The 20,610-nt window shown below is 57.0% G+C and carries 20 protein-coding genes and 1 pseudogene; 13 read left to right on the forward strand and 8 right to left on the reverse strand.

Annotation, left to right across the window (positions count from 1 at the left end):
* Nucleotides 1–152 precede the first annotated feature (152 nt).
* Nucleotides 153–473, forward strand: a complete 321-nt coding sequence (locus tag DDT56_RS11670; RefSeq protein WP_009114875.1) for a DUF1820 family protein — start codon at nt 153–155, stop codon at nt 471–473.
* A 72-nt stretch (nt 474–545) separates the two neighbouring features.
* On the opposite strand, the gene DDT56_RS11675 is transcribed toward DDT56_RS11670, so the two are convergent.
* Complete coding sequence (locus tag DDT56_RS11675) at nt 546–824, reverse strand: DUF1145 family protein (RefSeq protein WP_136166624.1); 279 nt, start codon at nt 822–824, stop codon at nt 546–548.
* Nucleotides 811–1,416: a 16S rRNA (guanine(966)-N(2))-methyltransferase gene (gene rsmD, locus DDT56_RS11680; RefSeq protein WP_136166625.1), complete on the reverse strand. Its 606-nt coding sequence runs from the start codon at nt 1,414–1,416 to the stop codon at nt 811–813. The genes DDT56_RS11675 and rsmD overlap by 14 nt, the downstream gene beginning before the upstream one ends.
* Nucleotides 1,417–1,715: 299 nt before the next feature.
* Here rsmD and ftsY point away from each other — a divergent pair, with 299 nt between their 5' ends.
* The 4 genes from ftsY (at nt 1,716) to rpoH (ending at nt 5,841) form a co-directional block, all read left to right on the forward strand.
* Entirely contained in the window at nt 1,716–3,050 is a 1,335-nt protein-coding gene (gene ftsY, locus DDT56_RS11685) for a signal recognition particle-docking protein FtsY (RefSeq protein ID WP_136166626.1), read from the forward strand.
* Nucleotides 3,051–3,056: 6 nt separating this feature from the next.
* Nucleotides 3,057–3,728, forward strand: coding sequence for a cell division ATP-binding protein FtsE (ftsE, locus tag DDT56_RS11690; RefSeq protein WP_009114879.1), 672 nt, complete (start codon nt 3,057–3,059; stop codon nt 3,726–3,728).
* Nucleotides 3,718–4,686: a permease-like cell division protein FtsX gene (ftsX, locus tag DDT56_RS11695; RefSeq protein ID WP_136166627.1), complete on the forward strand. Its 969-nt coding sequence runs from the start codon at nt 3,718–3,720 to the stop codon at nt 4,684–4,686. The genes ftsE and ftsX overlap by 11 nt, the downstream gene beginning before the upstream one ends.
* A gap of 297 nt (nt 4,687–4,983) precedes the next feature.
* Nucleotides 4,984–5,841, forward strand: a complete 858-nt coding sequence (rpoH, locus tag DDT56_RS11700; RefSeq protein ID WP_136166628.1) for an RNA polymerase sigma factor RpoH — start codon at nt 4,984–4,986, stop codon at nt 5,839–5,841.
* 63 nt (nt 5,842–5,904) lie between these two features.
* On the opposite strand, the gene panM is transcribed toward rpoH, so the two are convergent.
* Nucleotides 5,905–6,315, reverse strand: a complete 411-nt coding sequence (panM, locus tag DDT56_RS11705) for an aspartate 1-decarboxylase autocleavage activator PanM (RefSeq protein WP_136166629.1) — start codon at nt 6,313–6,315, stop codon at nt 5,905–5,907.
* Between the two features lie 403 nt (nt 6,316–6,718).
* Here panM and DDT56_RS11715 point away from each other — a divergent pair, with 403 nt between their 5' ends.
* The 5 genes from DDT56_RS11715 to livF all read left to right on the forward strand — a co-directional run bounded on the left by DDT56_RS11715 (nt 6,719) and on the right by livF (nt 11,581).
* On the forward strand, nt 6,719–7,831 hold the full coding sequence (locus DDT56_RS11715) for a branched-chain amino acid ABC transporter substrate-binding protein (protein ID WP_136166631.1): 1,113 nt from the start codon (nt 6,719–6,721) through the stop codon (nt 7,829–7,831).
* Between the two features lie 80 nt (nt 7,832–7,911).
* A complete protein-coding gene (gene livH / locus DDT56_RS11720) occupies nt 7,912–8,838 on the forward strand; it encodes a high-affinity branched-chain amino acid ABC transporter permease LivH (protein ID WP_009114884.1) in 927 nt (308 codons plus the stop codon).
* Nucleotides 8,835–10,106 (forward strand): high-affinity branched-chain amino acid ABC transporter permease LivM, encoded by a 1,272-nt coding sequence (locus tag DDT56_RS11725; RefSeq protein WP_136166632.1) that lies wholly within the window; start codon nt 8,835–8,837, stop codon nt 10,104–10,106. Before livH ends, DDT56_RS11725 begins: the two co-directional genes overlap by 4 nt.
* Nucleotides 10,103–10,873, forward strand: coding sequence for a high-affinity branched-chain amino acid ABC transporter ATP-binding protein LivG (livG, locus tag DDT56_RS11730; RefSeq protein ID WP_136166633.1), 771 nt, complete (start codon nt 10,103–10,105; stop codon nt 10,871–10,873). The genes DDT56_RS11725 and livG overlap by 4 nt, the downstream gene beginning before the upstream one ends.
* Before the next feature lie 6 nt (nt 10,874–10,879).
* Entirely contained in the window at nt 10,880–11,581 is a 702-nt protein-coding gene (gene livF, locus DDT56_RS11735; protein ID WP_009114887.1) for a high-affinity branched-chain amino acid ABC transporter ATP-binding protein LivF, read from the forward strand.
* Between the two features lie 194 nt (nt 11,582–11,775).
* On the opposite strand, the gene DDT56_RS11740 is transcribed toward livF, so the two are convergent.
* The 5 genes from DDT56_RS11740 to otnK all read right to left on the reverse strand — a co-directional run bounded on the left by DDT56_RS11740 (nt 11,776) and on the right by otnK (nt 17,808).
* Nucleotides 11,776–13,179 (reverse strand): NAD(P)H-dependent oxidoreductase, encoded by a 1,404-nt coding sequence (locus DDT56_RS11740; protein ID WP_136166634.1) that lies wholly within the window; start codon nt 13,177–13,179, stop codon nt 11,776–11,778.
* Nucleotides 13,180–13,297: 118 nt separating this feature from the next.
* The gene (locus DDT56_RS11745) at nt 13,298–14,212 is read right to left on the reverse strand and encodes an amidohydrolase family protein (RefSeq protein WP_136166635.1); all 915 of its coding nucleotides are present in this window, start codon (nt 14,210–14,212) and stop codon (nt 13,298–13,300) included.
* A 54-nt stretch (nt 14,213–14,266) separates the two neighbouring features.
* On the reverse strand, nt 14,267–15,568 hold the full coding sequence (locus tag DDT56_RS11750; protein ID WP_136166636.1) for an MFS transporter: 1,302 nt from the start codon (nt 15,566–15,568) through the stop codon (nt 14,267–14,269).
* Nucleotides 15,569–15,919: 351 nt separating this feature from the next.
* The gene (otnC, locus tag DDT56_RS11755; protein WP_136166637.1) at nt 15,920–16,543 is read right to left on the reverse strand and encodes a 3-oxo-tetronate 4-phosphate decarboxylase; all 624 of its coding nucleotides are present in this window, start codon (nt 16,541–16,543) and stop codon (nt 15,920–15,922) included.
* Nucleotides 16,540–17,808, reverse strand: a complete 1,269-nt coding sequence (gene otnK, locus DDT56_RS11760; protein WP_136166638.1) for a 3-oxo-tetronate kinase — start codon at nt 17,806–17,808, stop codon at nt 16,540–16,542. The genes otnC and otnK overlap by 4 nt, the downstream gene beginning before the upstream one ends.
* Nucleotides 17,809–18,243: 435 nt before the next feature.
* Here otnK and ygbI point away from each other — a divergent pair, with 435 nt between their 5' ends.
* The 3 genes and pseudogenes from ygbI (at nt 18,244) to DDT56_RS11775 (ending at nt 20,508) form a co-directional block, all read left to right on the forward strand.
* Nucleotides 18,244–19,005: a DNA-binding transcriptional repressor YgbI gene (gene ygbI / locus DDT56_RS11765; RefSeq protein ID WP_136166639.1), complete on the forward strand. Its 762-nt coding sequence runs from the start codon at nt 18,244–18,246 to the stop codon at nt 19,003–19,005.
* A 74-nt stretch (nt 19,006–19,079) separates the two neighbouring features.
* Nucleotides 19,080–19,267, forward strand: a pseudogene (locus DDT56_RS11770) (branched-chain amino acid ABC transporter ATP-binding protein); the annotation flags it as partial.
* A 53-nt stretch (nt 19,268–19,320) separates the two neighbouring features.
* Entirely contained in the window at nt 19,321–20,508 is a 1,188-nt protein-coding gene (locus DDT56_RS11775) for an aminotransferase-like domain-containing protein (RefSeq protein ID WP_136166640.1), read from the forward strand.
* Nucleotides 20,509–20,610: the final 102 nt, after the last annotated feature.

Here is a 20,610-nt window from a genome sequence, read left to right on the forward strand (position 1 = left end):
CTCCAACCTTTATTTATTCAGTGTAGGGGATTGTGAGGAAGATAAACAACATCGGGTGCGGCAGATGCGCATACCGATGCTTCATGCTATGTTATCGGCCCGTTTGGTTTGTTGATCGGCACATAAAATATGTTGAAGGAGAGTATGGTTGAATGAGCAATGAACCCGCGCTTTATCGTATTCAGTTTATGAATAATGGTAAAAACTACCAGCTTTACGTGCGTGAATTGGTCCCCAGCAATCTGTTTGGCTTTATTGAGATCGCCGATTTCGTCTTCGACAGCCAATCAACGCTGCTGGTCGACCCTTCCACCGAAAAGCTGAAAACCGAATTTTCCGGCGTCAGCCGCAGCTTCATTCCCTTACAGGCCGTGATCCGTATCGACGCCGTCACTGAAAAGGGCAGCGCCCGGATTTCCGAACTGGGCGATAACGTCACGCATTTCCCCTACCTTCCCGGCAAAAAAAACTGACGCCCCGGTAACCCGCTCCGAACGCTGATACCGGCTGACGCCTTGACCCCGGCGCCCGCCGGAATAGGGCGATTACTTCTTTGGCGGTTTAGGCTGCTTGCTCTGCCAGGCGAGCAGTTCAAATACGCCAAACAGAAAAATGCGCGCCTGCAGCCCCCAGGTCAGCGATGGGTTCTCTTTCGGCTGGCTGGACTTTAACAGCAGCAGTTGGAAACCATGCATCAGGATGGTAAACGCCATCGCCACCGTCATAAAAATATTCAGCGGCCGGGGAAAAGGATGGATCAGGTTAACGATCAGAAATCCCCACACTCCCAGCATCAATAAACGGCCCAGATTAATCCATATCACCGCGTGCCCCTTTGTTCTCTTGGCGAAGATATAAACGATACGCCACCTGACCGGCGATTTTCTCACGATGCAGCAGCCAGCCGTCCGGTATCGTCAGATGACTATTCTCCGCCTCGGTTTCCACGTAAATCCACGCTTCCGGCGCCAGCCAGCCCTGCCGCTCCAGCAGGATCAGCGTCTGGTTGAGCAAATCCCGGCGAAACGGCGGATCGACAAACACCACGTCAAACGGCTCGCCGGCCTGAGCCAGCCAGTGCAAAGTATCAGTATTGACGACCAGCGCGTTTTCCGCCCGCAGCAGCGTCAGATTTTGCGTTAACTGACGCGCCACGGCGCGCTCCGTTTCCAACAGCGTGGCGTGGGCGGCATAGCGCGATAGCGCCTCCAAAGCCAGCGCGCCGCTGCCGGCGAAGCAGTCCAGGCAGCGCGACTGCTGGAGCACGGGCGCCAGCCAGTTGAACAAGGTTTCCCGCACCCGGTCGGTAGTGGGCCGTAAGCCGGGACTGTCGGGAACCGGAAGTTTTCTGCCGCGCCACTGACCACCGATGATTCGGATCTGTCCGGCGGCTGACGATGCGTTTTTTTTAGCCATAGCTCACATATTGATTGCCGAACCGGACAAGCCAGCCGACACAGTCGGAAAAATTTAGCCGCTATTCTAACGGCGGTTAGGGGTTGAGGGAATGTTAAGATAGCGTTGTTGCGGCAACGCGCCTGAAAAGTCGCGGATTGCCGCTTTGACATATCCGGTTACCGAGATTGTCGGCCATTGTTCCCCGCGGTTGCGTGTTGCTGCCGAAAGGAAAGTGTTAAACTTGTGGTTTATAGGCAAAATAGTCTGATTTTCATTATTGATTCGCTGCAGTGAGCGGCGTGGAGCGCGATTGCAACATGACAAAAGAGAAGAAGCGCGGTTTTTTTTCCTGGCTGGGATTAGGCCGACAGGAAGAAGAACAACAACAGCAACCGCAAGATAAACCCGAAGCCGCGGATACGCCGGCGGCGGAACCCGCAACGGACGCCGATGACCATCGGCTCTCCGAATCCGTACCTGAAACCGCATCCGGCGCATCCCCCGCTCGGGAAAACGAAGCCCCGACCGAACCGGCGCCGCCGGAAGAAACGCATGTCGCCGCGCATGCCTTGGCGCAGGAAAGCGAGCCGACGGCGGAACCGGTAGCGGATAGCGCGCCGGCGGCGATTGAACCGTTAGCTGAGGAAACGGCGCCGGTCGTTGAGGCCGAACCGGAAAGCCGGCAAGCCGATCACGCCGCTCCGGCGACGCACGAGCAAGAGCGTCCCACCAAAGAGGGGTTCTTCGCCCGCCTGAAACGCAGCCTGGTGAAAACCCGCCAGAATCTGGGTTCAGGATTTATCGGATTGTTTCGCGGTAAGAAAATCGACGATGATCTGTTTGAAGAGCTGGAAGAGCAGCTGCTGACTGCGGACGTGGGCGTTGAAACCACGCGCAAGATCATCGCCAATCTGACGGAGCACGCCAATCGCAAACAGCTGAAAGATGCTGATACGCTTTTTGTTAAGCTGAAAGAAGAAATGGCGACGATCCTTGCTAAGGTTGATGAGCCGCTGGATATCGAAGGCAAAACGCCTTACGTGATCCTGATGGTCGGGGTGAACGGCGTGGGCAAAACCACCACCATCGGCAAAATGGCGCGCCAGTTTCAGGCCCAGGGCAAATCGGTGATGCTGGCGGCGGGAGATACCTTCCGCGCCGCCGCGGTCGAGCAGCTTCAGGTCTGGGGCCAGCGCAACAATGTCGCGGTGGTGGCGCAGCATACCGGGGCCGACTCCGCCTCGGTGATTTTCGACGCCATCCAGGCCGCCAAGGCGCGCGGGGTGGATGTGCTGATTGCGGACACCGCCGGTCGCCTGCAGAACAAAGCCCATCTGATGGAAGAGCTGAAAAAGATCGTGCGGGTGATGAAAAAGCTGGATGAAGACGCGCCGCACGAAGTCATGCTGACGCTGGACGCCAGCACCGGACAGAACGCGGTGAGTCAGGCGAAGCTGTTCAACGAGGCCGTCGGGCTGACGGGCATCTCGCTGACCAAGCTTGACGGCACCGCCAAAGGCGGGGTGATTTTCGCCATCGCCGACCAGTTTGGCATTCCCATCCGCTATATCGGGGTGGGTGAAGGCATCGAAGATTTACGGCCGTTCAAGGCCGACGATTTTATTGAGGCACTTTTTGCCCGAGAGGATTAAAAACGGATGATTCGTTTTGAACAGGTCAGTAAAGCGTATCGCGGCGGACGTCAGGCCCTGCAGGGGGTGGATTTTCATCTGCGCCCGGCGGAGATGGCCTTCCTGACCGGCCACTCCGGCGCGGGGAAAAGCACCCTGCTGAAGCTGATTTGCGGGATTGAACGCCCCAGCGCCGGTCAGATTCTGTTCAGCGGGCACAATATCAGCCGCTTAACAAAGCGCGAGGTGCCGTTTCTGCGCCGCCAGATCGGGATGATCTTCCAGGATCACCATCTGCTGATGGAGCGTACCGTTTATGACAACGTGGCGATGCCGCTGATCATTGCCGGCGCCACCAGCGAAGATATCCGCCGCCGGGTCTCCGCGGCGCTGGACAAGGTCGGCCTGCTGGATAAGGCCCGCAACTACCCTATCCAGCTTTCCGGCGGCGAGCAGCAGCGCGTCGGCATTGCGCGGGCGGTGGTCAATAAACCCGCCGTGCTGCTGGCGGACGAACCGACCGGTAATCTGGACGATGTGCTGTCCGAAGGCATTTTGCGCCTGTTTGAAGAGTTCAACCGGGTGGGCGTAACGGTATTGATGGCGACCCATGACACCGGGCTGATATCCCGACGCAATTATCGGGTGCTGACGCTCTCCGACGGCCGCATGATCGGGGGAAACCATCATGGCGAATAATGCCCGTAACCTGAAGAAAACCGGCGCAAAGGCCAAATCGCTGCGCGGCGGCTGGCGGGAACAGTGGCGTTACGCCTGGAGCAATACCCTGGCCGATATGTTGCGCCAGCCCCTGGCGACGCTGCTGACCGTGATGGTGATTGCGATCTCCCTGGCGTTGCCGAGTATCTGTTACCTGGTGTGGAAAAACGTCAGCCAGGCGGCGGCGCAGTGGTATCCCACGCCGCAGCTGACCGTCTATCTGGACAAATCCCTGGACGATAACGCCGCGCAGGCGGTGATTACCCGGCTTCAGTCGGAAGAAGGGGTCGAAAAGGTCAATTATCTGTCGCGCAATGACGCCATGGGCGAGTTCCGCAACTGGTCCGGCTTTGGCGGCGCGCTGGATATGCTGGAAGAAAATCCGCTGCCGGCGGTCGCCATTATCACCCCCAGGATGAATTTCCAGAGCGCCGACACCCTCACCACGCTCCGCGAGCGCGTGGCGGCGACGCAGGGGGTGGATGAAGTCCGCATGGACGACAGCTGGTTTGCCCGGCTGGTGGCCTTGACCAGCCTGGTCGGACAGATTTCCGCGACCATTGGCGTCCTGATGGTTATCGCCGTCTTTTTAGTTATCGGCAACAGCGTTCGCCTGAGTATTTTCAGCCGCCGCGAAACCATTAACGTTATGAAGCTGATTGGCGCGACGGATGGCTTTATCCTGCGTCCCTTCCTGAACGGCGGCGCCGTTATGGGATTCGGCGGCGCCGTGCTGTCGCTGATCCTGTCGCAGGCGCTGGTGTGGAAGCTGGACGCCGCCGTCACTCAGGTCGCCTCGGTGTTCGGCACCACCTTCAAAGTAACCGGGCTGAGTTGGGATGAATCCCTGCTGCTGTTGCTGGTCGCCGGGATGATTGGCTGGCTGGCCGCCTGGCTGGCGACGGTGCAACATTTACGTCGTTTTACACCACAGTAATCTTTTTTTGTTATAATCTTCCCCCTGTGATTCAGGCCGTGCGCACAGGGGAAACGCTCTCGGGCGCAACGTTTTTTTCACCGCGGCGGGCGTATGATTTCCTCGGGTATTCATCTTGATATGTTAAATAAAATGGATAAAATCAGAGGAACTTGTGAGTAAAATCACAGTCTGAACTTATGTCGGGCTACTGAAAGACCCGCCGATGCACAACGGCGTTATTATCGCGATTCGTCCGTGACGGGTCGCACAAGCGGTCTTCTTACTGAGAGGCATCGCATAATTGAGAGAGGTTGAATGACCAAAGATATGCAAACTTTCACCCTGGTACCCCAAGGCAGTCTGGAAGGTTACATTAGAGCCGCCAACGCCTATCCGATGCTAACGGCGGAGGAGGAGCGGGCTCTGGCTGAACGACTGCATTATCATGGCGATCTGGAAGCGGCCAAGCAGCTGATTCTGTCGCATCTGCGTTTTGTTATCCACGTTGCCCGTAATTACTCCGGCTACGGTCTGCCGCAGGCGGACCTGATTCAGGAAGGCAACATCGGCCTGATGAAGGCGGTGCGCCGCTTTAATCCCGAAGTGGGCGTGCGTCTGGTCTCTTTTGCCGTGCACTGGATTAAAGCCGAGATTCACGAGTACGTTCTGCGTAACTGGCGCATTGTGAAAGTGGCGACCACCAAGGCGCAACGTAAGCTGTTTTTTAACCTGCGCAAATCGAAAAAACGTCTCGGCTGGTTTAATCAGGACGAAGTGGAGCTGGTGGCCCGCGAGCTGGGCGTGACCAGCAAGGACGTGCGTGAGATGGAGTCGCGCATGGCCGCGCAGGACATGACCTTCGATCCGACGCCGGACGAAGAAACGCACGATGGCAAAGCCATGTCGCCGATGCTGTATCTACAGGATAAATCGTCTGATTTCGCCGACGGCATTGAAGAGGATAACTGGGAAGGCCACGCGGCGGATAAACTGACCTACGCCCTGAAAGGCCTGGATGAGCGCAGCCAGCATATTATTCGCGCCCGCTGGCTGGATGACGACAATAAATCCACCTTGCAGGATCTGGCCGACCAATATGGCGTCTCCGCAGAGCGGGTACGGCAGTTGGAAAAGAACGCCATGAAAAAGCTGCGCATGGCGATAGAAGCCTGATAGCGCAGCATTAAAGCATAAGCGACCGGCGCCCTTGCCCGGTCGTTTTGTTTTTATCCGCCTTCACTGATTTTCATTCTTTATATAGCGCCAGCCGCCGGATACCGGTGAAAAACCGCAGCTAAGCATAAATCTCGCCAGCACCTCTTCATTAACCGTCGCGTGATCCGCCGTCGCCAGCCACCACTCCTTGACGCCGGGTAGCTGCCTGAGGACCTCTTCCACCAAATACAGGCCGACGCCGCGGCGTCGGGTCTCCACGCGCACTACCATATCGCTCAGTTGAGCGTATTCGCCTTTGATTTCCACTAACACCCCGGCCAACAGCCGATCGTTAAAACGGGCGGAAAAGATACGGCGCTCCGGCGTCAGCCCCGCCTGCAGAAGATCGAGATTCTGATGCGGCCAGATTTTCGCCAGATCAATTTTATCCTGGTCACTGAATTCAACAAGATTCTCAACGGTTAGTTTCATTTACTGGCACCCCATAAAATGAGTGAAGAATAATGTAGTAGGCTTGTAGTGGAACAGTTACGCAATTTCTTCTTTACCGTTAATAGGGAAAATGCTTTTTACGCCGCCTATTTTTCGAGTAAAACGTCATTAATTAAGGCATAAAGCAGCATAACTGACTATATATAAATTAAACACTGGATTTTAAGGCTAGTATTTTATGCTGTCATCTTCGCTTATTCCTGCCGGCGGGAGTTGATTTGCAGCATAAAATTCCTGTTTAATAATATGAAAAATAAAGCCTTATTAGAATTCATTCCTAATATTAAACCTAACCTGTTCTTACATATAAGAAAAAGGTTATCTTATGACGTGGGCAGTCAAATTTTCGGCAATATTCATAATAAAACTTGGGGTAAAACGGATGAAATTGAGTAAAAGCAAAATATTGCTGATGGGCTGTATGGCAATCGCACTCGGTCAGGCGGCAAACGCGGCGGATCTCAAAGTAGCGGTCGTCGGCGCGATGTCCGGCCCGGTGGCGCAGTATGGCGATATGGAGTTCATCGGCGCCCGTCAGGCCATTGCGGATATCAATGCCAAAGGCGGCGTGAACGGCAATAAACTGGTTGGCGTTGAATATGATGACGCCTGTGACCCGAAACAGGCCGTCGCCGTCGCCAACAAGGTCATCAATGACGGTATCCGCTATGTCATTGGCCATCTGTGTTCCTCCTCCACCCAGCCGGCGTCTGATATTTACGAAGAAGAAGGCGTGATCATGATTACGCCCGCCGCCACCAACGCGGATCTGACCACCCGCGGCTACAATCTGGTGCTGCGCACCACCGGCCTCGACTCCGATCAGGGCCCGACCGCGGCGAAATACATTCTCGAAACCATCAAGCCGCAGCGTATCGCCGTGGTGCATGACAAACAGCAATACGGCGAAGGTCTGGCTCGCTCGGTGCAGGATAGCCTGAAAAAAGCCGGCGCGAACGTGGTGCTGTTTGAAGGTGTGACGGCGGGCGATAAAGATTTCTCCACGCTGGTGGCGCGCTTGAAAAAAGAAAACGTGGACTTCGTTTATTTTGGCGGATACTACCCGGAAATGGGGCAGATCCTGCGCCAGGCCCGTCAGGCCGGCATGACCACCAAATTTATGGGGCCGGAGGGCGTGGGCAACTCATCGCTGTCCAATATCGCCGGCGAAGCGTCTGAAGGCATGCTGGTCACGCTGCCGAAACGTTACGATCAGGTGCCGGCGAACCAGCCGGTGGTGGATGCCCTGAAAGCGAAAAAGCTGGACCCGACCGGTCCGTTCGTCTGGACGACCTATGCCGCATTACAGTCTCTGACTACCGCCATGGAGCGCAGCGGCAGCGCGGAGCCGGAAGAACTGGCGAACGATCTGAAGGCAAAACCCGTCGATACCGTGATGGGACCGTTAAGCTGGGATGCAAAAGGCGACCTGAAAGGGTTTGAGTTTGGCGTATTTGAGTGGCACGCAGACGGTACTTCCAGCGTCGTGAAGTAATCAAGCAAATCCGTATTAATCCCTCAGTACCGCATGCCCCCGCTATCGCAAGACGCGGGGGCAGAATTTAAGGTTAAGGTATGTCCGAGCAGTTCCTCTACTTTCTTCAGCAGATGTTCAACGGCCTGACGTTGGGCAGCACCTATGCGCTGATCGCCATCGGCTACACCATGGTTTACGGCATTATCGGCATGATTAACTTCGCCCACGGCGAAGTGTATATGATCGGCAGCTATGTCTCCTTTATCGTTATCGCCGCCCTGATGATGATGGGCATCGATGCCGGCTGGCTGCTGATCGGCGTGGCGTTTATCGCCGCCGTGGTGATTTCCAGCGCCTATGGCTGGAGCATCGAACGCGTCGCCTATCGGCCGGTGCGCACCTCCAAGCGTCTGATCGCCCTGATTTCCGCCATCGGGATGTCAATTTTCCTGCAAAACTACGTCAGCCTGACGCAGGGCTCGCGCGACGTCGCCCTGCCCAGCCTGGTCACCGGACAGTGGACGCTGGGCGAGAGTAACGGCTTTGCCGCGACGATAAGCACCATGCAGTTGACCATCTGGATCGTGACGTTCCTGGCGATGCTGGCGCTAACGCTGTTTATTCGCTATTCGCGCATGGGACGCGCCTGCCGCGCCTGTGCTGAAGATCTGAAGATGGCCAGCCTGCTGGGCATCAGCACCGACCGGGTCATCTCGCTGACCTTTGTGATTGGCGCATTGATGGCGGCGGTGGCCGGCGTGCTGCTGGGGCAGTTCTACGGCGTGATTAACCCCTATATCGGCTTTATGGCCGGGATGAAAGCCTTTACCGCCGCGGTGCTGGGCGGTATCGGCAGCATTCCCGGCGCGATGATCGGCGGGTTGATTCTGGGCGTGGCGGAGGCGCTGACCTCGGCCTATCTGAGCACCGAGTACAAGGACGCGGTATCGTTCGCGCTGTTAATCGCGGTGCTGCTGGTGATGCCCACCGGTATTCTGGGCCGTCCGGAGGTTGAGAAGGTATGAAACAGCTCAATCTGTTCAACGCATTGGTTTCCGCGCTGATGCTGCTGGTGCTGGCGGCATTTATCATGGGCATGCAACTGGGGCTCGACGGCACCAGGCTGGTGGTGCGCGGGGCCGATCAGGTGCGCTGGTACTGGATCGGCGCGGGCTGCGTGGTGGTGTTCTTCTTCCAGCTAATCCGCCCGTTCTTCCAGCAGAGCATAAAGAAATTTGCCGTCCCGTCGCTGGTATTGCCGAGCTTTGACGGCAGCACGCCGCGGCAGAAACTGCTGGCGGCGCTGTTGATCATCGCCGCCGTCGCCTGGCCGTTCCTGGTGTCGCGCGGTACGGTGGATATCGCCACCCTGACGCTGATTTATGTGATGCTGGGGCTGGGATTGAACGTCGTCGTCGGCCTGTCCGGACTGCTGGTATTGGGCTACGGCGGCTTTTACGCCATCGGCGCCTATACCTACGCCCTGCTGAACCACTACTACGGTCTGGGATTCTGGGAAAGTCTGCCGCTGGCGGGCCTGACGGCCGCCCTGTCCGGCTTCCTGCTCGGCTTCCCGGTATTGCGGCTGCGCGGCGACTATCTGGCCATCGTCACCCTGGGATTTGGGGAGATTGTCCGCATTCTGCTGTTGAACAATACCGAAATCACCGGCGGCCCGAACGGCATCAGCCAGATCCCCAAACCGACCTTCTTCGGTCTGGAGTTCAGCCGCAGCGCCCGCGACGGCTGGGATACTTTCCATAACTTTTTCGGCCTGACCTATAGCCCCGGCGATCGCATTATTTTCCTCTACCTGGTGGCGCTGCTGCTGGTGGTGCTGACGCTGTTTGTCATCAATCGCCTGCTGCGCATGCCGCTGGGCCGCGCCTGGGAAGCGCTGCGCGACGATGAAATCGCCTGCCGCTCGCTGGGGCTGAGCCCGACGCGCATCAAGCTGACGGCGTTCACCATCAGCGCGGCGTTCGCCGGTTTCGCCGGCACGCTGTTTGCCGCCCGCCAGGGCTTCGTCAGCCCGGAATCCTTCACCTTCGCCGAGTCCGCTTTTGTGCTGGCGATTGTGGTGCTGGGCGGTATGGGCTCGCAGTTCGCGGTGATCCTCGCCGCCGTGCTGCTGGTGGTGTCGCGCGAACTGATGCGCGACCTGAACGAATACAGCATGCTGCTGCTGGGCGCGCTGATGGTGTTGATGATGATCTGGCGCCCGCAGGGTTTGCTGCCGATGAAGCGTCCGCAAATGAAGTTGCAGGTGGGTAAGAAGGAAGAGCAGGCATGAGTACGCAGCCATTATTATCGGTCAGGGGTCTGACCATGCGCTTCGGCGGCCTGCTGGCGGTCAACAACGTTGAGCTGGATATTCACGCCGGGGAAATTGTCTCGCTGATCGGCCCCAACGGCGCGGGGAAAACCACGGTATTCAACTGCCTGACCGGTTTCTATCGCCCCACCGGCGGCACCATCCTGCTGCGCGACCGGCATCTGGAAGGCCTGTCCGGGCAGAAAATCGCCCGCATGGGCGTGGTGCGGACGTTCCAGCATGTGCGCCTGTTCCGTGAGATGACGGTGATTGAAAACCTGCTGGTGGCGCAGCATCAGCATCTTAAAAGCGGGGTGTTCGCCGGGCTGCTGAAAACGCCGGGCTTCCGGCGCGCCGAGGCGGATGCGCAGGATCGCGCGGCGGTGTGGCTGGAACGCGTCGGCCTGCTGGCGTTCGCCAACCGCCAGGCGGGCAATCTGGCCTACGGCCAGCAGCGGCGGCTGGAAATCGCCCGCTGTATGGTGACCCGTCCGGAACTGCTGATGCTGGACGAACCCGCCGCCGGGCTGAACCCGAAAGAAACCGCGGAGCTGAATCAGCTGATTGTGGAACTGCGCGATCGCCATCAGGTTTCCGTGCTGTTGATCGAACATGACATGAAGCTGGTGATGGGGATTTCCGATCGGATTTACGTCGTTAATCAGGGAACCCCGCTGGCCCACGGCACCCCGGCTGAAATTCGCAATAACCCGGATGTCATCCGTGCTTATCTGGGCGAAGGATAAACGTTTATGCTGTCATTAAATCAGGTCTCGGCCCATTACGGTAAAATTCAGGCGCTGCATCAGGTCAGCCTGCACATCGAACAGGGCGAGATCGTTACCCTTATCGGCGCCAACGGCGCCGGTAAAACCACCTTGCTGGGTACGCTGTGCGGCGATCCGCGGGCCAGCGAAGGCACCGTCATCTTTGATGGCAAAGACATTACCCACTGGCAAACCGCGCGGATTATGCGCGAGGCGATCGCCATCGTTCCCGAAGGCCGCCGCGTATTTTCCCGCATGACGGTGGAAGAGAATCTGGCCATGGGCGGATTCTTTGCCGAGCGGGAGCAGTATCAGCAGCGCATCGAACGGGTCTACGACCTGTTTCCGCGCCTGTTCGAGCGCCGCGCCCAGCGGGCCGGCACCATGTCCGGCGGCGAGCAGCAAATGCTGGCCATCGGCCGGGCGCTGATGAGCCAGCCGCGCCTGTTGCTGCTGGACGAACCGTCGCTGGGGCTGGCGCCGATTATCATCCTGCAAATTTTCGACACCATCGCGCAGCTGCGTGAAGAGGGCATGACCATTTTCCTGGTGGAGCAAAACGCCAATCAGGCGCTGCGTCTGGCCGACCGCGGTTATGTCTTGGAAAACGGCCATGTGGTGCTGGAAGACACCGGCGCGGCGTTACTGGCGAATGAAGCGGTGCGCTCAGCCTATCTGGGCGGTTGATTCCCCCCCCCGTCCGCCACGGCAGACTGCTGATAAGCCTTTTGCTTTATCCGCCACGCCGACAAATAAAATTGATCCTGATAATTTTGTTCGTCGGCGTGGCGACTCAGCCTTCTGAAAAACGGGTTTTGCCTACAGGCGTCTCGCTGCGAGATAAATCAACTATTCCAACGTGAACCCGCGCCGTTCCCGCACTATTCTTTTGTAAGTCCGAAGACCCTGTCCTGCTCTTTGCGAAGGCGCAGGAGTACGGAGTTTGCAGGGATATTCACGTCTTCCATCCGGATAACTTCCCCCGCGGCGACATCGCGCGCCAGGCTTGTATTGCTAAATAGATAGAACGGTACTAACTTCCCGGCGTCGATAGCCTCAGCATCACCGATGAAGCCGTCCACTCCGTCAATGGTGTGGTGATGCCCGCCCATCTTCAACACCGTATCCTTTTTGAGATCCTGCGTGGCACGTCCGTATAAATCGCAAACAGGGCGAAGACTGTCTCCGCCCGTCGCATGTCCCATGATAGCCGCTGCAAGTACCGACGTGCCGGTTTCCACGCCGAGCAGGTGTCGGGGGATATAAACCGCCGCATACTTTCCGTTCCGGCTAACGGGGTGTCCCTTGGCGCCCAGGACTTTCCATGTCTTTTGGTCCGTGCACGCCACAATGATGAACTCGCCGCCGGCCATGCTGATTTCATCGGGGCGGCGCAGGCAGTTGAATATATCCAGCGTGCCGGGGGCATCAAGCAGGCCGCCGTCTTTTTTGGGGCAAAAAAAATCAGGCATTTCCCCCATGCGTGCGGCGGGAGCGCTGAACGCGGGTTTGTTCGGTTTCATGCCGGTTGCGTTCGCCACAACGACCATTTCGCAAAGATCAGGAATGGAGTGAAAAGTGAGGGTACTGAGTATAGCGCCGCGGGCTTCGGCAATATCCCTGGCGTTCCGATCGCCTAGATTCCATAAATCATCCATGCCGGAGCAGGCAAAGAGCTGCTGCTGCCCTTCACACGCAAACATTTTTGATACGGGGTCATACACGAAATCGTACTCGCTGGCCTTTCCCGCGCCGACAATGGTAAGACCCAGCGCACGCCCCCAACTAATAAGGCCGATCAGCATGCTGGGTTGGTCGCCATCTCCCGTCGTATAGACCAGCCCCCTGGACTGGGCTTTCTGAGCGAGGATTGAACCGACAACGGAATCCGTCTCTTTGGAAACCATTACCACATGCATGCCTTTCTCAATGGCGAGTTCGGCCGCAGCGGCGCTGACTTCCGGCTGGCCGCTGCTTTCCACCAACACTTCGAGAGGGAGATCCGCAATCGTATCAAAGGCCTCGACGACAACGAAAAATCCCTCCTCGTACGCTTTTCTCGCCTCTTCCGCCGTGTTGCAAACCTTCACCCTGCTTGTGGGAATGCCTGCGGAAACATATGCGTCAACCGCACGCTGCACAGTGCGGGTGCATACCGCTTTCACTTCCATGTGCGGCATGGTTTGGGCCTGGAAAATGTATGATGTGCCGAATTCGCCTGCGCCCATAAGACAGGCGCGCACCGCGTCATTCGCAGGCCGTTTGAATAATGATTGATAATGCATTGAGCGCTCTCCTGAGTATATGCATCTGTTTAATAATTATTTTTCCAAAGACGAGCGGCGGAAATCCATTCCCGTACAGCCGCCGTTCACGTAGACCGCCGGTTCATCGGTAACCCGGCTATTGCAGGCGCTGCGGGCGGTAGATCCTTTCAGCGGTTTTGTGAAAGACCGCACCCTGCTCTTTTTCCGGCAGATCCGCCAGAATCGCCCTGTAACCGTCAAAAATCGTGGCGAATGTCGTTACCATGCCGTCCACTGGGAAATTGCTGCCCAACATGCAGCGGTCTGCACCGAACATGCTAATGACGTCTTTCACGATTCGGCGGTTACTTTCAACCGTCCAGGGTTTGTTCGCCTCGCAAAGGCCGGAAATCTTCACGGCGGTATTGGGTCTGGCGGCCAGCTTTTCCATATTGGCGCGCCACCCCAGGAGAGCTTCCTCGCTTCGCCCCGGCACGCCCGTGTGGTTTACGATAACGAGGGTATGCGGGAAATTGGCGGCAAGTTCCGCGGCTTCCGGCAAAACCCACCAGTTGGCCTGCAGATCGAAATGGAGACCGTATTTCTCCAATTCGGAATAGCCGCGCAGCCATTTGTCAGACAACATCAGGCTTCTGCCCTGTTCCACCGGTGTGGAAGGACCGCCGGGCTTATGGCGGACACTCCGGACAAGAGGATATGCCGCCTGCTCCGCGAGCAGGCTTGCGGCATCTTCCGCATCAAGCCATGCCTGCGCGACCATGGCGCCGGGATAGCCGAAATCACGTGCGACCTCGTGCACGTAGTGTGTTTCCTTGAGCGGGGCCTGCGGGTCATATTCCGCTTCGCAGTAAACGGATGTGACCACATTTTGCCCGACGATATCGTCGAAATAATCGCTCATCAGGTACGTTTTCTTTATTGCGCTGTAATCCCCGTAACGATGTGGCACCATGATGTCTTTCGTCAGCCACGGATACAGATGCTTCTCGAGATCCCAAAAATGGTGGTGTGCGTCAACCACCGGCCCGGTCCAGATATTTTTTTCAGCCATGATGATTCTCCTTAATGTGCGCTGTTCTTTATGCGGACAGCGCGCGGATAGGTTCTAGCCCGCGGTTTTCGGGCTGGAAGCGCCGAAATTAATACAAAGGGAGCCCAGGAGGTATACAAAGGCGCAAGCGGCGAAAAAGTACAGCGCAGCGGTGTAGCCACCGGTCATGTCCACCAGGAAACCCACGATAATGGGAACAAAAATGCCGCTGGACGTTCCGGCGAAGTTCATTACCCCGCCGACTAAACCGATTTTATTCGCGGGGGAAAGCATGGCTGGAATAATCCAGTACAATCCGCCCCAAAGATGGAAAAAGACGCCGATGGCTAGAACGATTACCGCCGTGGTACTGTCGTTAATGAAAGGCAATGCCAACAGGCAAGCCAGGGCCATGGCGCCGGAAATCCCGAAAAGCAGCTTGCAGGCGGCATTACGCGGGAGCACGCGCTGGAGCATATCCACAAGGTATCCGCTGACCACTTCGCCAATCGCGCCACACAGGAAAATGATGAAAGTGGCGTACCCCATGGCCCTGAGGTCCATTCCCCGTCCGTTGGCAAGGTAGCTTGGCCCCCATGTAACCAAGCCGAAAAAAACCATTGCCCAGCCGATGCGGCCGATAACCATTGCTACCAGGGTTCTTTTGGACAGCGCCATATTAGTATTCTGCGCCTGCACTTCCCCTGCGAGCCGTTTCTGTTCGTCAATGAAATCAAGTTCGTTTTTACCCATGCTCTTGTGTTCATGGGGCGTGTCGCGGGCGTAGAGATAAACCACGATCCCGGCAACGATGGTCAAGACCCCGATCAGGAAAAATGCGATACGCCACGAGCTGAAAAAGGCGATGAGAGATGCGACCAGCAAGCCGCCCACGGCGGAGCCGAAAGGAGCGCCGCTGTCAATGAGGGTAATGCCTCTGCCTCTCTCCCGGGAGGGAAGCCAACTGGCGGTGAGCTTACTGGCCGATGGCATGAAAGGCGCTTCAAACGCGCCAAGTCCCACGCGGGTCAGCAAAAGGAATAGGCCGTTGACGGCAACGGCGGATAGGCACTGAAACGCCCCCCATATCACTGTCGCCACGCTAATGACGAGTCTTCCGCCCCATCGGTCCGCAGCCTTTCCCCCGGGGATCTGGCAAAGGCAATATGCCCAGAAAAAGGCGCTGAGGATCAGTCCCTGCATTTTTCCGCTTAAAGAAAACTCTTGCGCGATCAACGGCATGCCGACAGACAAAGCGATGCGATCGATGCAGTTGATGGTGTACAAAATGAACAGCATGATAATAAAGCGCCACCTGGTCGTCAGCAGTAGAGATTTACTGTTGCCGACGTCTGGAGTCTTCGAGTCCACAGACATAACAACCTCCGGAAATTTATCTTTTTCCCATTTAAAGGTGCTGCGGCATTTAAACGTCGAATGCTGTAGCAAGAGCAAGCCATGCCGCGACATGGCTTGTCTCTGCCCGGTGTTGGCGAAAGTAACGTTTGCCGTCAATGCTGAAGCGGGTATATCAGGAGTCGTCCGCTTTTAAAAGTTGCTCTATTCGGCGGGCGTACGGTAGAAGTGCCATAGACAGCATTTTCTATTGCGTGTAACGCCCTCCAGGATCTTCGCCCGGAAACCCGCGTCGGCTACGGCCTTGAAGAGGTTAAGGAACGGCGCCTCGGTAAAACATAGTGGATAGATTTATGATGAACGTAGGCATGTTTAGCTCCTTAATTCGGCAATTTCCGCATCAGTCAGATAGCGGATCCGGCGGTCGCCCAGAATGAAGATCAGTTTGGCGGTTTCTTCCAGCTCCTCCATATTGTCCGCGGCGGCGCGCAGGCTCCGCCCGGTCACGACCGGGCCGTGATTGGCCAGAAGAAAGGCGTTGTGGTCGGGCGCCAGCCTGGCCAGTTCTTCACCCAGCCGCTTGTCGCCGGGACGGAAATAGGGAACGACTGGCACTTGTCCCATTCGCATCACCACATAAGGGGTGAAGGGCCTGATCGCGTTGCGCGGATCCAGCGCCTCCAGACAAGAAAGCGCGGTCGAATAGGCGCTATGCAGGTGTACCACGGCCCGACACTGCAAATTATTGCGATAGAGAGCCAGATGGAAGCTGATTTCCTTGGAGGGACTGTCGCCGGAGATCAATGCGCCCGCTGGATCAACCTTCGCCAGCCGGTCGGCGGAGAGTTCTCCCAGGCAGGAGCCCGTCGGCGTTGCCAGCAGCGCCCCGTCCTCCAGCAGTAGGGAAAGATTCCCGGCCGAGCCGGTGGCATATCCGCGCTGAAAAAAAGAGGCTCCCAGTCTAACCATTTCTTCTCGTGCTTGAGCTTCATTCATACGACGAATTCCTGCTGCGCTCTGGCGAAAAAGTTTTCATCCCCGAAGTTGCCGGACTTCAGCGCCAGCGAAAGGGGGGCATCGGTCGATCTCACCCAGGGTACGCCGGGAGAGATGGTGGGGCCGATATGGAAGGCGCGGATCCCCAACGTCTGCACCACGATGCTGGCAGTTTCTCCTCCGGCGACGATGAAACGCCGGAAGCCGTCCTCCCGCAGTTGTCGGGCGACGGAAGAGAAGAGCGCCTCCACCGCCTGGCTGCTGGACTGCGCCCCCCAGCGCTGCTGGATACGGCCGAGGGTCTCCGGTTCGGCGGTGGCATACAGCATGGGGGCCAGTTCCTCTCCACTGTGCTTTCGCACCCAGTCGCACAGCTCACTGGCGTAGCCGGCCAGGGCGTCGTCTCCCGCCATGCAGCGCTCGACGTCGATGGCCCGGCCGGAAGCCTGATGCAGATAGCGGGCGACCTGCCTGTTGGTCATCACGGAACAGGAACCGGACAATACGATCGCCGGTCCCCTCTGCGGCGCGCCGGCGGCCTGCGCGTCCTGTTGCGCATCGCGCGTCGCCCACTGCCGCGCCAGCCCGATGGCCAGGCCAGAGCCGCCGGTGACCAGCTTCATCCCGCGCAGCGCCTCACCCTGGACCAGCAAGTGCCGCCCGCTAAGCGCATCCAGCACCGCGTAGCGAACGCCTCGTCTCCGTAGCTCCTCCAGCCGCGCCGTCACCGCCTCCGCGCCCCGATCCATGACGTCCGCCGCGATGACGCCGCACGTCCCTTCAGCTTGCCGCTCCATCAGGCGCGGAAGATAGCTGTCGGTCATCGGGGTCAACGGATGGTCGCGCATGCCCGACTCCGACAACAGCCGATCCATCACGAACAGATAACCCTGGTAGACGGTGCGGCCGTTGACCGGTAAAGCCGGGGAGATAACGGTCTGCGTTTCTCCCAGCGCATCCAGCAACGCGTCGATCACCGGGCCGATATTGCCCTGCGCGGTGCTGTCGAATGTCGAACAGTATTTGAAATAGAACTGGCGGCATCCCTGGCCCTGAAGCCAGGCCAGCGCATTGAGCGAATCGACGACGGCTTGTTCGGCCGGACAGGAGCGCGACTTCAAGCTAATGACGGCAGCCTGGGCGTCCACACGGTAATCCTGCGGCGGCACACCATTGAGTTGCACAGTGGATAACCCGTTCCCGACCAGAAAACCGGCGATGTCGGTTGCGCCGGTGAAATCGTCGGCGATGACTCCGAGTAACATTAGGCCTCCTCCCATTTTTCTGGCAGCGTGATGTCGCTGAAAACCTTGATGACGATGCAGTCATCCTCACGGTCAAAGCCTGTGGCTCCATGACTGATAACGGCTACGGCATCCTCGGCAGATTTTTCATCAACGTTGTGTTGTTAATTTTAGTGACTATTTGTTCTGTGGTGTTAAATGTAATCCCTTTAATTGCCATTGGTGGTGACCAAAATCACATAAATTAACATCGTGCAAATAAAATCACTATTCACGAGCGTTCATGAGAAATACAACTCATTATTTACATTTAAATCAATATGTTATGTTTTTTCACTTTACGGAATAGTGTTGAAACATTAAGCGCGACGTGGTTTATGACGTGAATTTATGATAAGAATCGTCCATAAATACGCGCGTTATCACAATATTTATCAGATCAGGATAGGAGCAGGGATGATTCCAGTAGAACGTCATCAACAGATTCTCGCGCTGATCGCCGAGCGCGGCGTGGTAAGCATCACGGAACTGACCGAGCGGCTCGGGGTATCGCATATGACCGTGCGGCGGGATGTGCAAAAATTGGAGCAGGACGGCCTGTTACTCAGCGTCTCTGGCGGCGTACGCTCGCCGGAACGGCTGACGATCGAACCGTCGCATCAGGATAAATCCGTGATGTTCAGCCAGCAGAAAGAGGCGATTGGCCGGCTGGCGGCCCGGCTGATCCCGCCCAACAGCTGTATCTATCTGGACGCGGGAACCACAACGCTGTCGCTGGCGCGCCACCTGGCCGAGCGGGATGATTTATTGATCGTGACCAACGATTTTGTGATTGCCGCTTTTATTATTGAATCCTGCCAGTGCCGCATGATCCACACCGGCGGCACGCTGTGTCGGGAAAACCGCTCCTGCGTCGGCGAAGCCACCGCGCAGGCGCTGCGTAACCTGTTTATCGATATCGCCTTTATCTCTGCCTCATCGTGGAGCCTGCGCGGCCTGTCCACGCCAAGTGAAGACAAGGTGGCGGTCAAACGCGCGGTGGTGGAAGCCAGCAGCAAACGAATTCTGCTCTGCGACACCTCAAAATACGGCCGCATCGCCACCCATCTGATCACCCCGCTAACGGTCTTAGACAGCATTATTACCGACGACGCCCTGCCGACTGCGGCAAAAGATGCGTTAGGGAAAATGGGCGTGGAGGTGTTGGTGGGCAGGTAAAGAGGGCATCCTTCCTATTGAAATCTTATTTGGCAAATGGCGGCACAGAACAGCGCTCTGGCGCTATTTTCGCAATTTTTGATACTATCCAGCAACTGCGTGAAGAGGGCATGACCATTTTCCTCGTGGAGCAAAACGCGAACTAGGCGATACGTCTGGCCGACCGCGGCTATGTGCTTGAAAATGGTCACGTTGTACTGGAAGACAGCGGCGCGCATTACTCGCAAATGAGGCGGTTCGTTCCGCTTATCTGGGCGGCTAACCGAATTCAGGCCGGCGTATCCGGCCTGTCGTTCTGATGAAGGCAAAATTAAAATGGCAACCGAAGGTCTATTGGCGCAGCGTATCGCCAAGTTGAAAAGCTCCGCAATTCGAGAGCTGCTTAAGCACAGCAAGATGGATAACATTATTTCGCTGGCCGGGGGAATACCGTCAGACAAACTGTTTGATTTCGACGGTCTGAATCAGGCAACACAATTAGCCATTACCGAACAGCCAAAAACCGCTTTCCAATATGGATTAACTGAAGGCAGCCCGATTTTACGCGAGCGCATCGCCGACCTGTGCGCGATTCGCGGGATAAAAACCCGCGCGGAAGACATCGTGGTCACGGCGGGTTCACAGCAGGCGCTGGATCTGATCATGCGCGCGATGATCGATCCGGGCGATGTCTTTGTCGTTGAACGTCCGACCTACCTTGCCGCATTGCAAACGCTCGAGCTGGCGCAGGCACAGGTGATGTCCGTCGACTCGGACGAAAACGGCATGGTGGTCGACGATCTGGAAGCGCTGCTGCGCAAACAGCGCATCAAAGGCGTGTATATCGTACCGAACTTTGGCAATCCCAGCGGCGTCACCCTGAGTTATGAACGGCGCAAACAGCTGATTAAGCTGGCGGAACGCTATGGTTTCGTTATCATCGAAGACGATCCGTATGGCGAACTGCGTTTTACCGAAGAGCGCCACCCGACGCTGTTCCAACTGGCTCAGGAAGAGCTGGGCAATGCCGAACATGTGCTCTATACCTCGACCTTTTCAAAGATCCTCGCGCCGGGCTTACGTCTTGGCTGGGCGATCATGCCGGACTGGTTGCTGCACAAAGTCGCCATCATTAAGCAGGCGGCCGATCTGCACGCCAGCGCGCTGTCGCAGAGCATCGTGGAATGTTATCTGGGATTGGGGCGTTTGGACGCGCAAATTGAAAAAATCCGCTATTCCTACAAGGAAAAGAGCGAACAGTTGTCCGGTCTGATCGCCAAAGAGTTAGGCGACGTGATGACGTTCAATCAGCCGAGGGGCGGTATGTTCCTGTGGGCCAGATTCCGTCAGCCGTTTAATACCACGCAATGGCTGCAACAGACGCTGGATCACGGCGTAGTGTTTGTGCCGGGCGAATTCTTTTTCCCGGACACGCCGGACTATTCGACGCTGCGCTTCTCCTATGCGACCGCAACGGAAGAGCAAATGCACGAAGCCGTCGCAAGGCTACGCAGGGCGCTGTAATCCTCACGTAAAGGCCGCGCCAGCGGCCTGAATTCGCTTACCCAAAATCCGCTGACCAAACACCCCTGCTCTATCCTCGCGCAGCCTGTCGCCATCAACCGC

It is taken from the genome of Brenneria corticis (assembly GCF_003115855.1).
Taxonomy (GTDB): Bacteria; Pseudomonadota; Gammaproteobacteria; order Enterobacterales; family Enterobacteriaceae; genus Brenneria; species Brenneria corticis.

Bases quoted from the DNA above. Each gene is read 5' to 3' on its own strand.
- DDT56_RS11670 (WP_009114875.1), top strand. From the start codon at position 153: ATGAGCAATGAACCCGCGCTTTATCGTATTCAGTTTATGAATAATGGT.
- rsmD (WP_136166625.1), bottom strand. From the start codon at position 1,416: ATGGCTAAAAAAAACGCATCGTCAGCCGCCGGACAGATCCGAATCATC.
- ftsY (WP_136166626.1), top strand. From the start codon at position 1,716: ATGACAAAAGAGAAGAAGCGCGGTTTTTTTTCCTGGCTGGGATTAGGC.
- ftsE (WP_009114879.1), top strand. From the start codon at position 3,057: ATGATTCGTTTTGAACAGGTCAGTAAAGCGTATCGCGGCGGACGTCAG.
- ftsX (WP_136166627.1), top strand. From the start codon at position 3,718: ATGGCGAATAATGCCCGTAACCTGAAGAAAACCGGCGCAAAGGCCAAA.
- rpoH (WP_136166628.1), top strand. From the start codon at position 4,984: ATGACCAAAGATATGCAAACTTTCACCCTGGTACCCCAAGGCAGTCTG.
- panM (WP_136166629.1), bottom strand. From the start codon at position 6,315: ATGAAACTAACCGTTGAGAATCTTGTTGAATTCAGTGACCAGGATAAA.
- DDT56_RS11715 (WP_136166631.1), top strand. From the start codon at position 6,719: ATGAAATTGAGTAAAAGCAAAATATTGCTGATGGGCTGTATGGCAATC.
- livH (WP_009114884.1), top strand. From the start codon at position 7,912: ATGTCCGAGCAGTTCCTCTACTTTCTTCAGCAGATGTTCAACGGCCTG.
- DDT56_RS11725 (WP_136166632.1), top strand. From the start codon at position 8,835: ATGAAACAGCTCAATCTGTTCAACGCATTGGTTTCCGCGCTGATGCTG.
- livG (WP_136166633.1), top strand. From the start codon at position 10,103: ATGAGTACGCAGCCATTATTATCGGTCAGGGGTCTGACCATGCGCTTC.
- livF (WP_009114887.1), top strand. From the start codon at position 10,880: ATGCTGTCATTAAATCAGGTCTCGGCCCATTACGGTAAAATTCAGGCG.
- DDT56_RS11740 (WP_136166634.1), bottom strand. From the start codon at position 13,179: ATGCATTATCAATCATTATTCAAACGGCCTGCGAATGACGCGGTGCGC.
- DDT56_RS11745 (WP_136166635.1), bottom strand. From the start codon at position 14,212: ATGGCTGAAAAAAATATCTGGACCGGGCCGGTGGTTGACGCACACCAC.
- DDT56_RS11750 (WP_136166636.1), bottom strand. From the start codon at position 15,568: ATGTCTGTGGACTCGAAGACTCCAGACGTCGGCAACAGTAAATCTCTA.
- otnC (WP_136166637.1), bottom strand. From the start codon at position 16,543: ATGAATGAAGCTCAAGCACGAGAAGAAATGGTTAGACTGGGAGCCTCT.
- otnK (WP_136166638.1), bottom strand. From the start codon at position 17,808: ATGTTACTCGGAGTCATCGCCGACGATTTCACCGGCGCAACCGACATC.
- ygbI (WP_136166639.1), top strand. From the start codon at position 18,244: ATGATTCCAGTAGAACGTCATCAACAGATTCTCGCGCTGATCGCCGAG.
- DDT56_RS11775 (WP_136166640.1), top strand. From the start codon at position 19,321: ATGGCAACCGAAGGTCTATTGGCGCAGCGTATCGCCAAGTTGAAAAGC.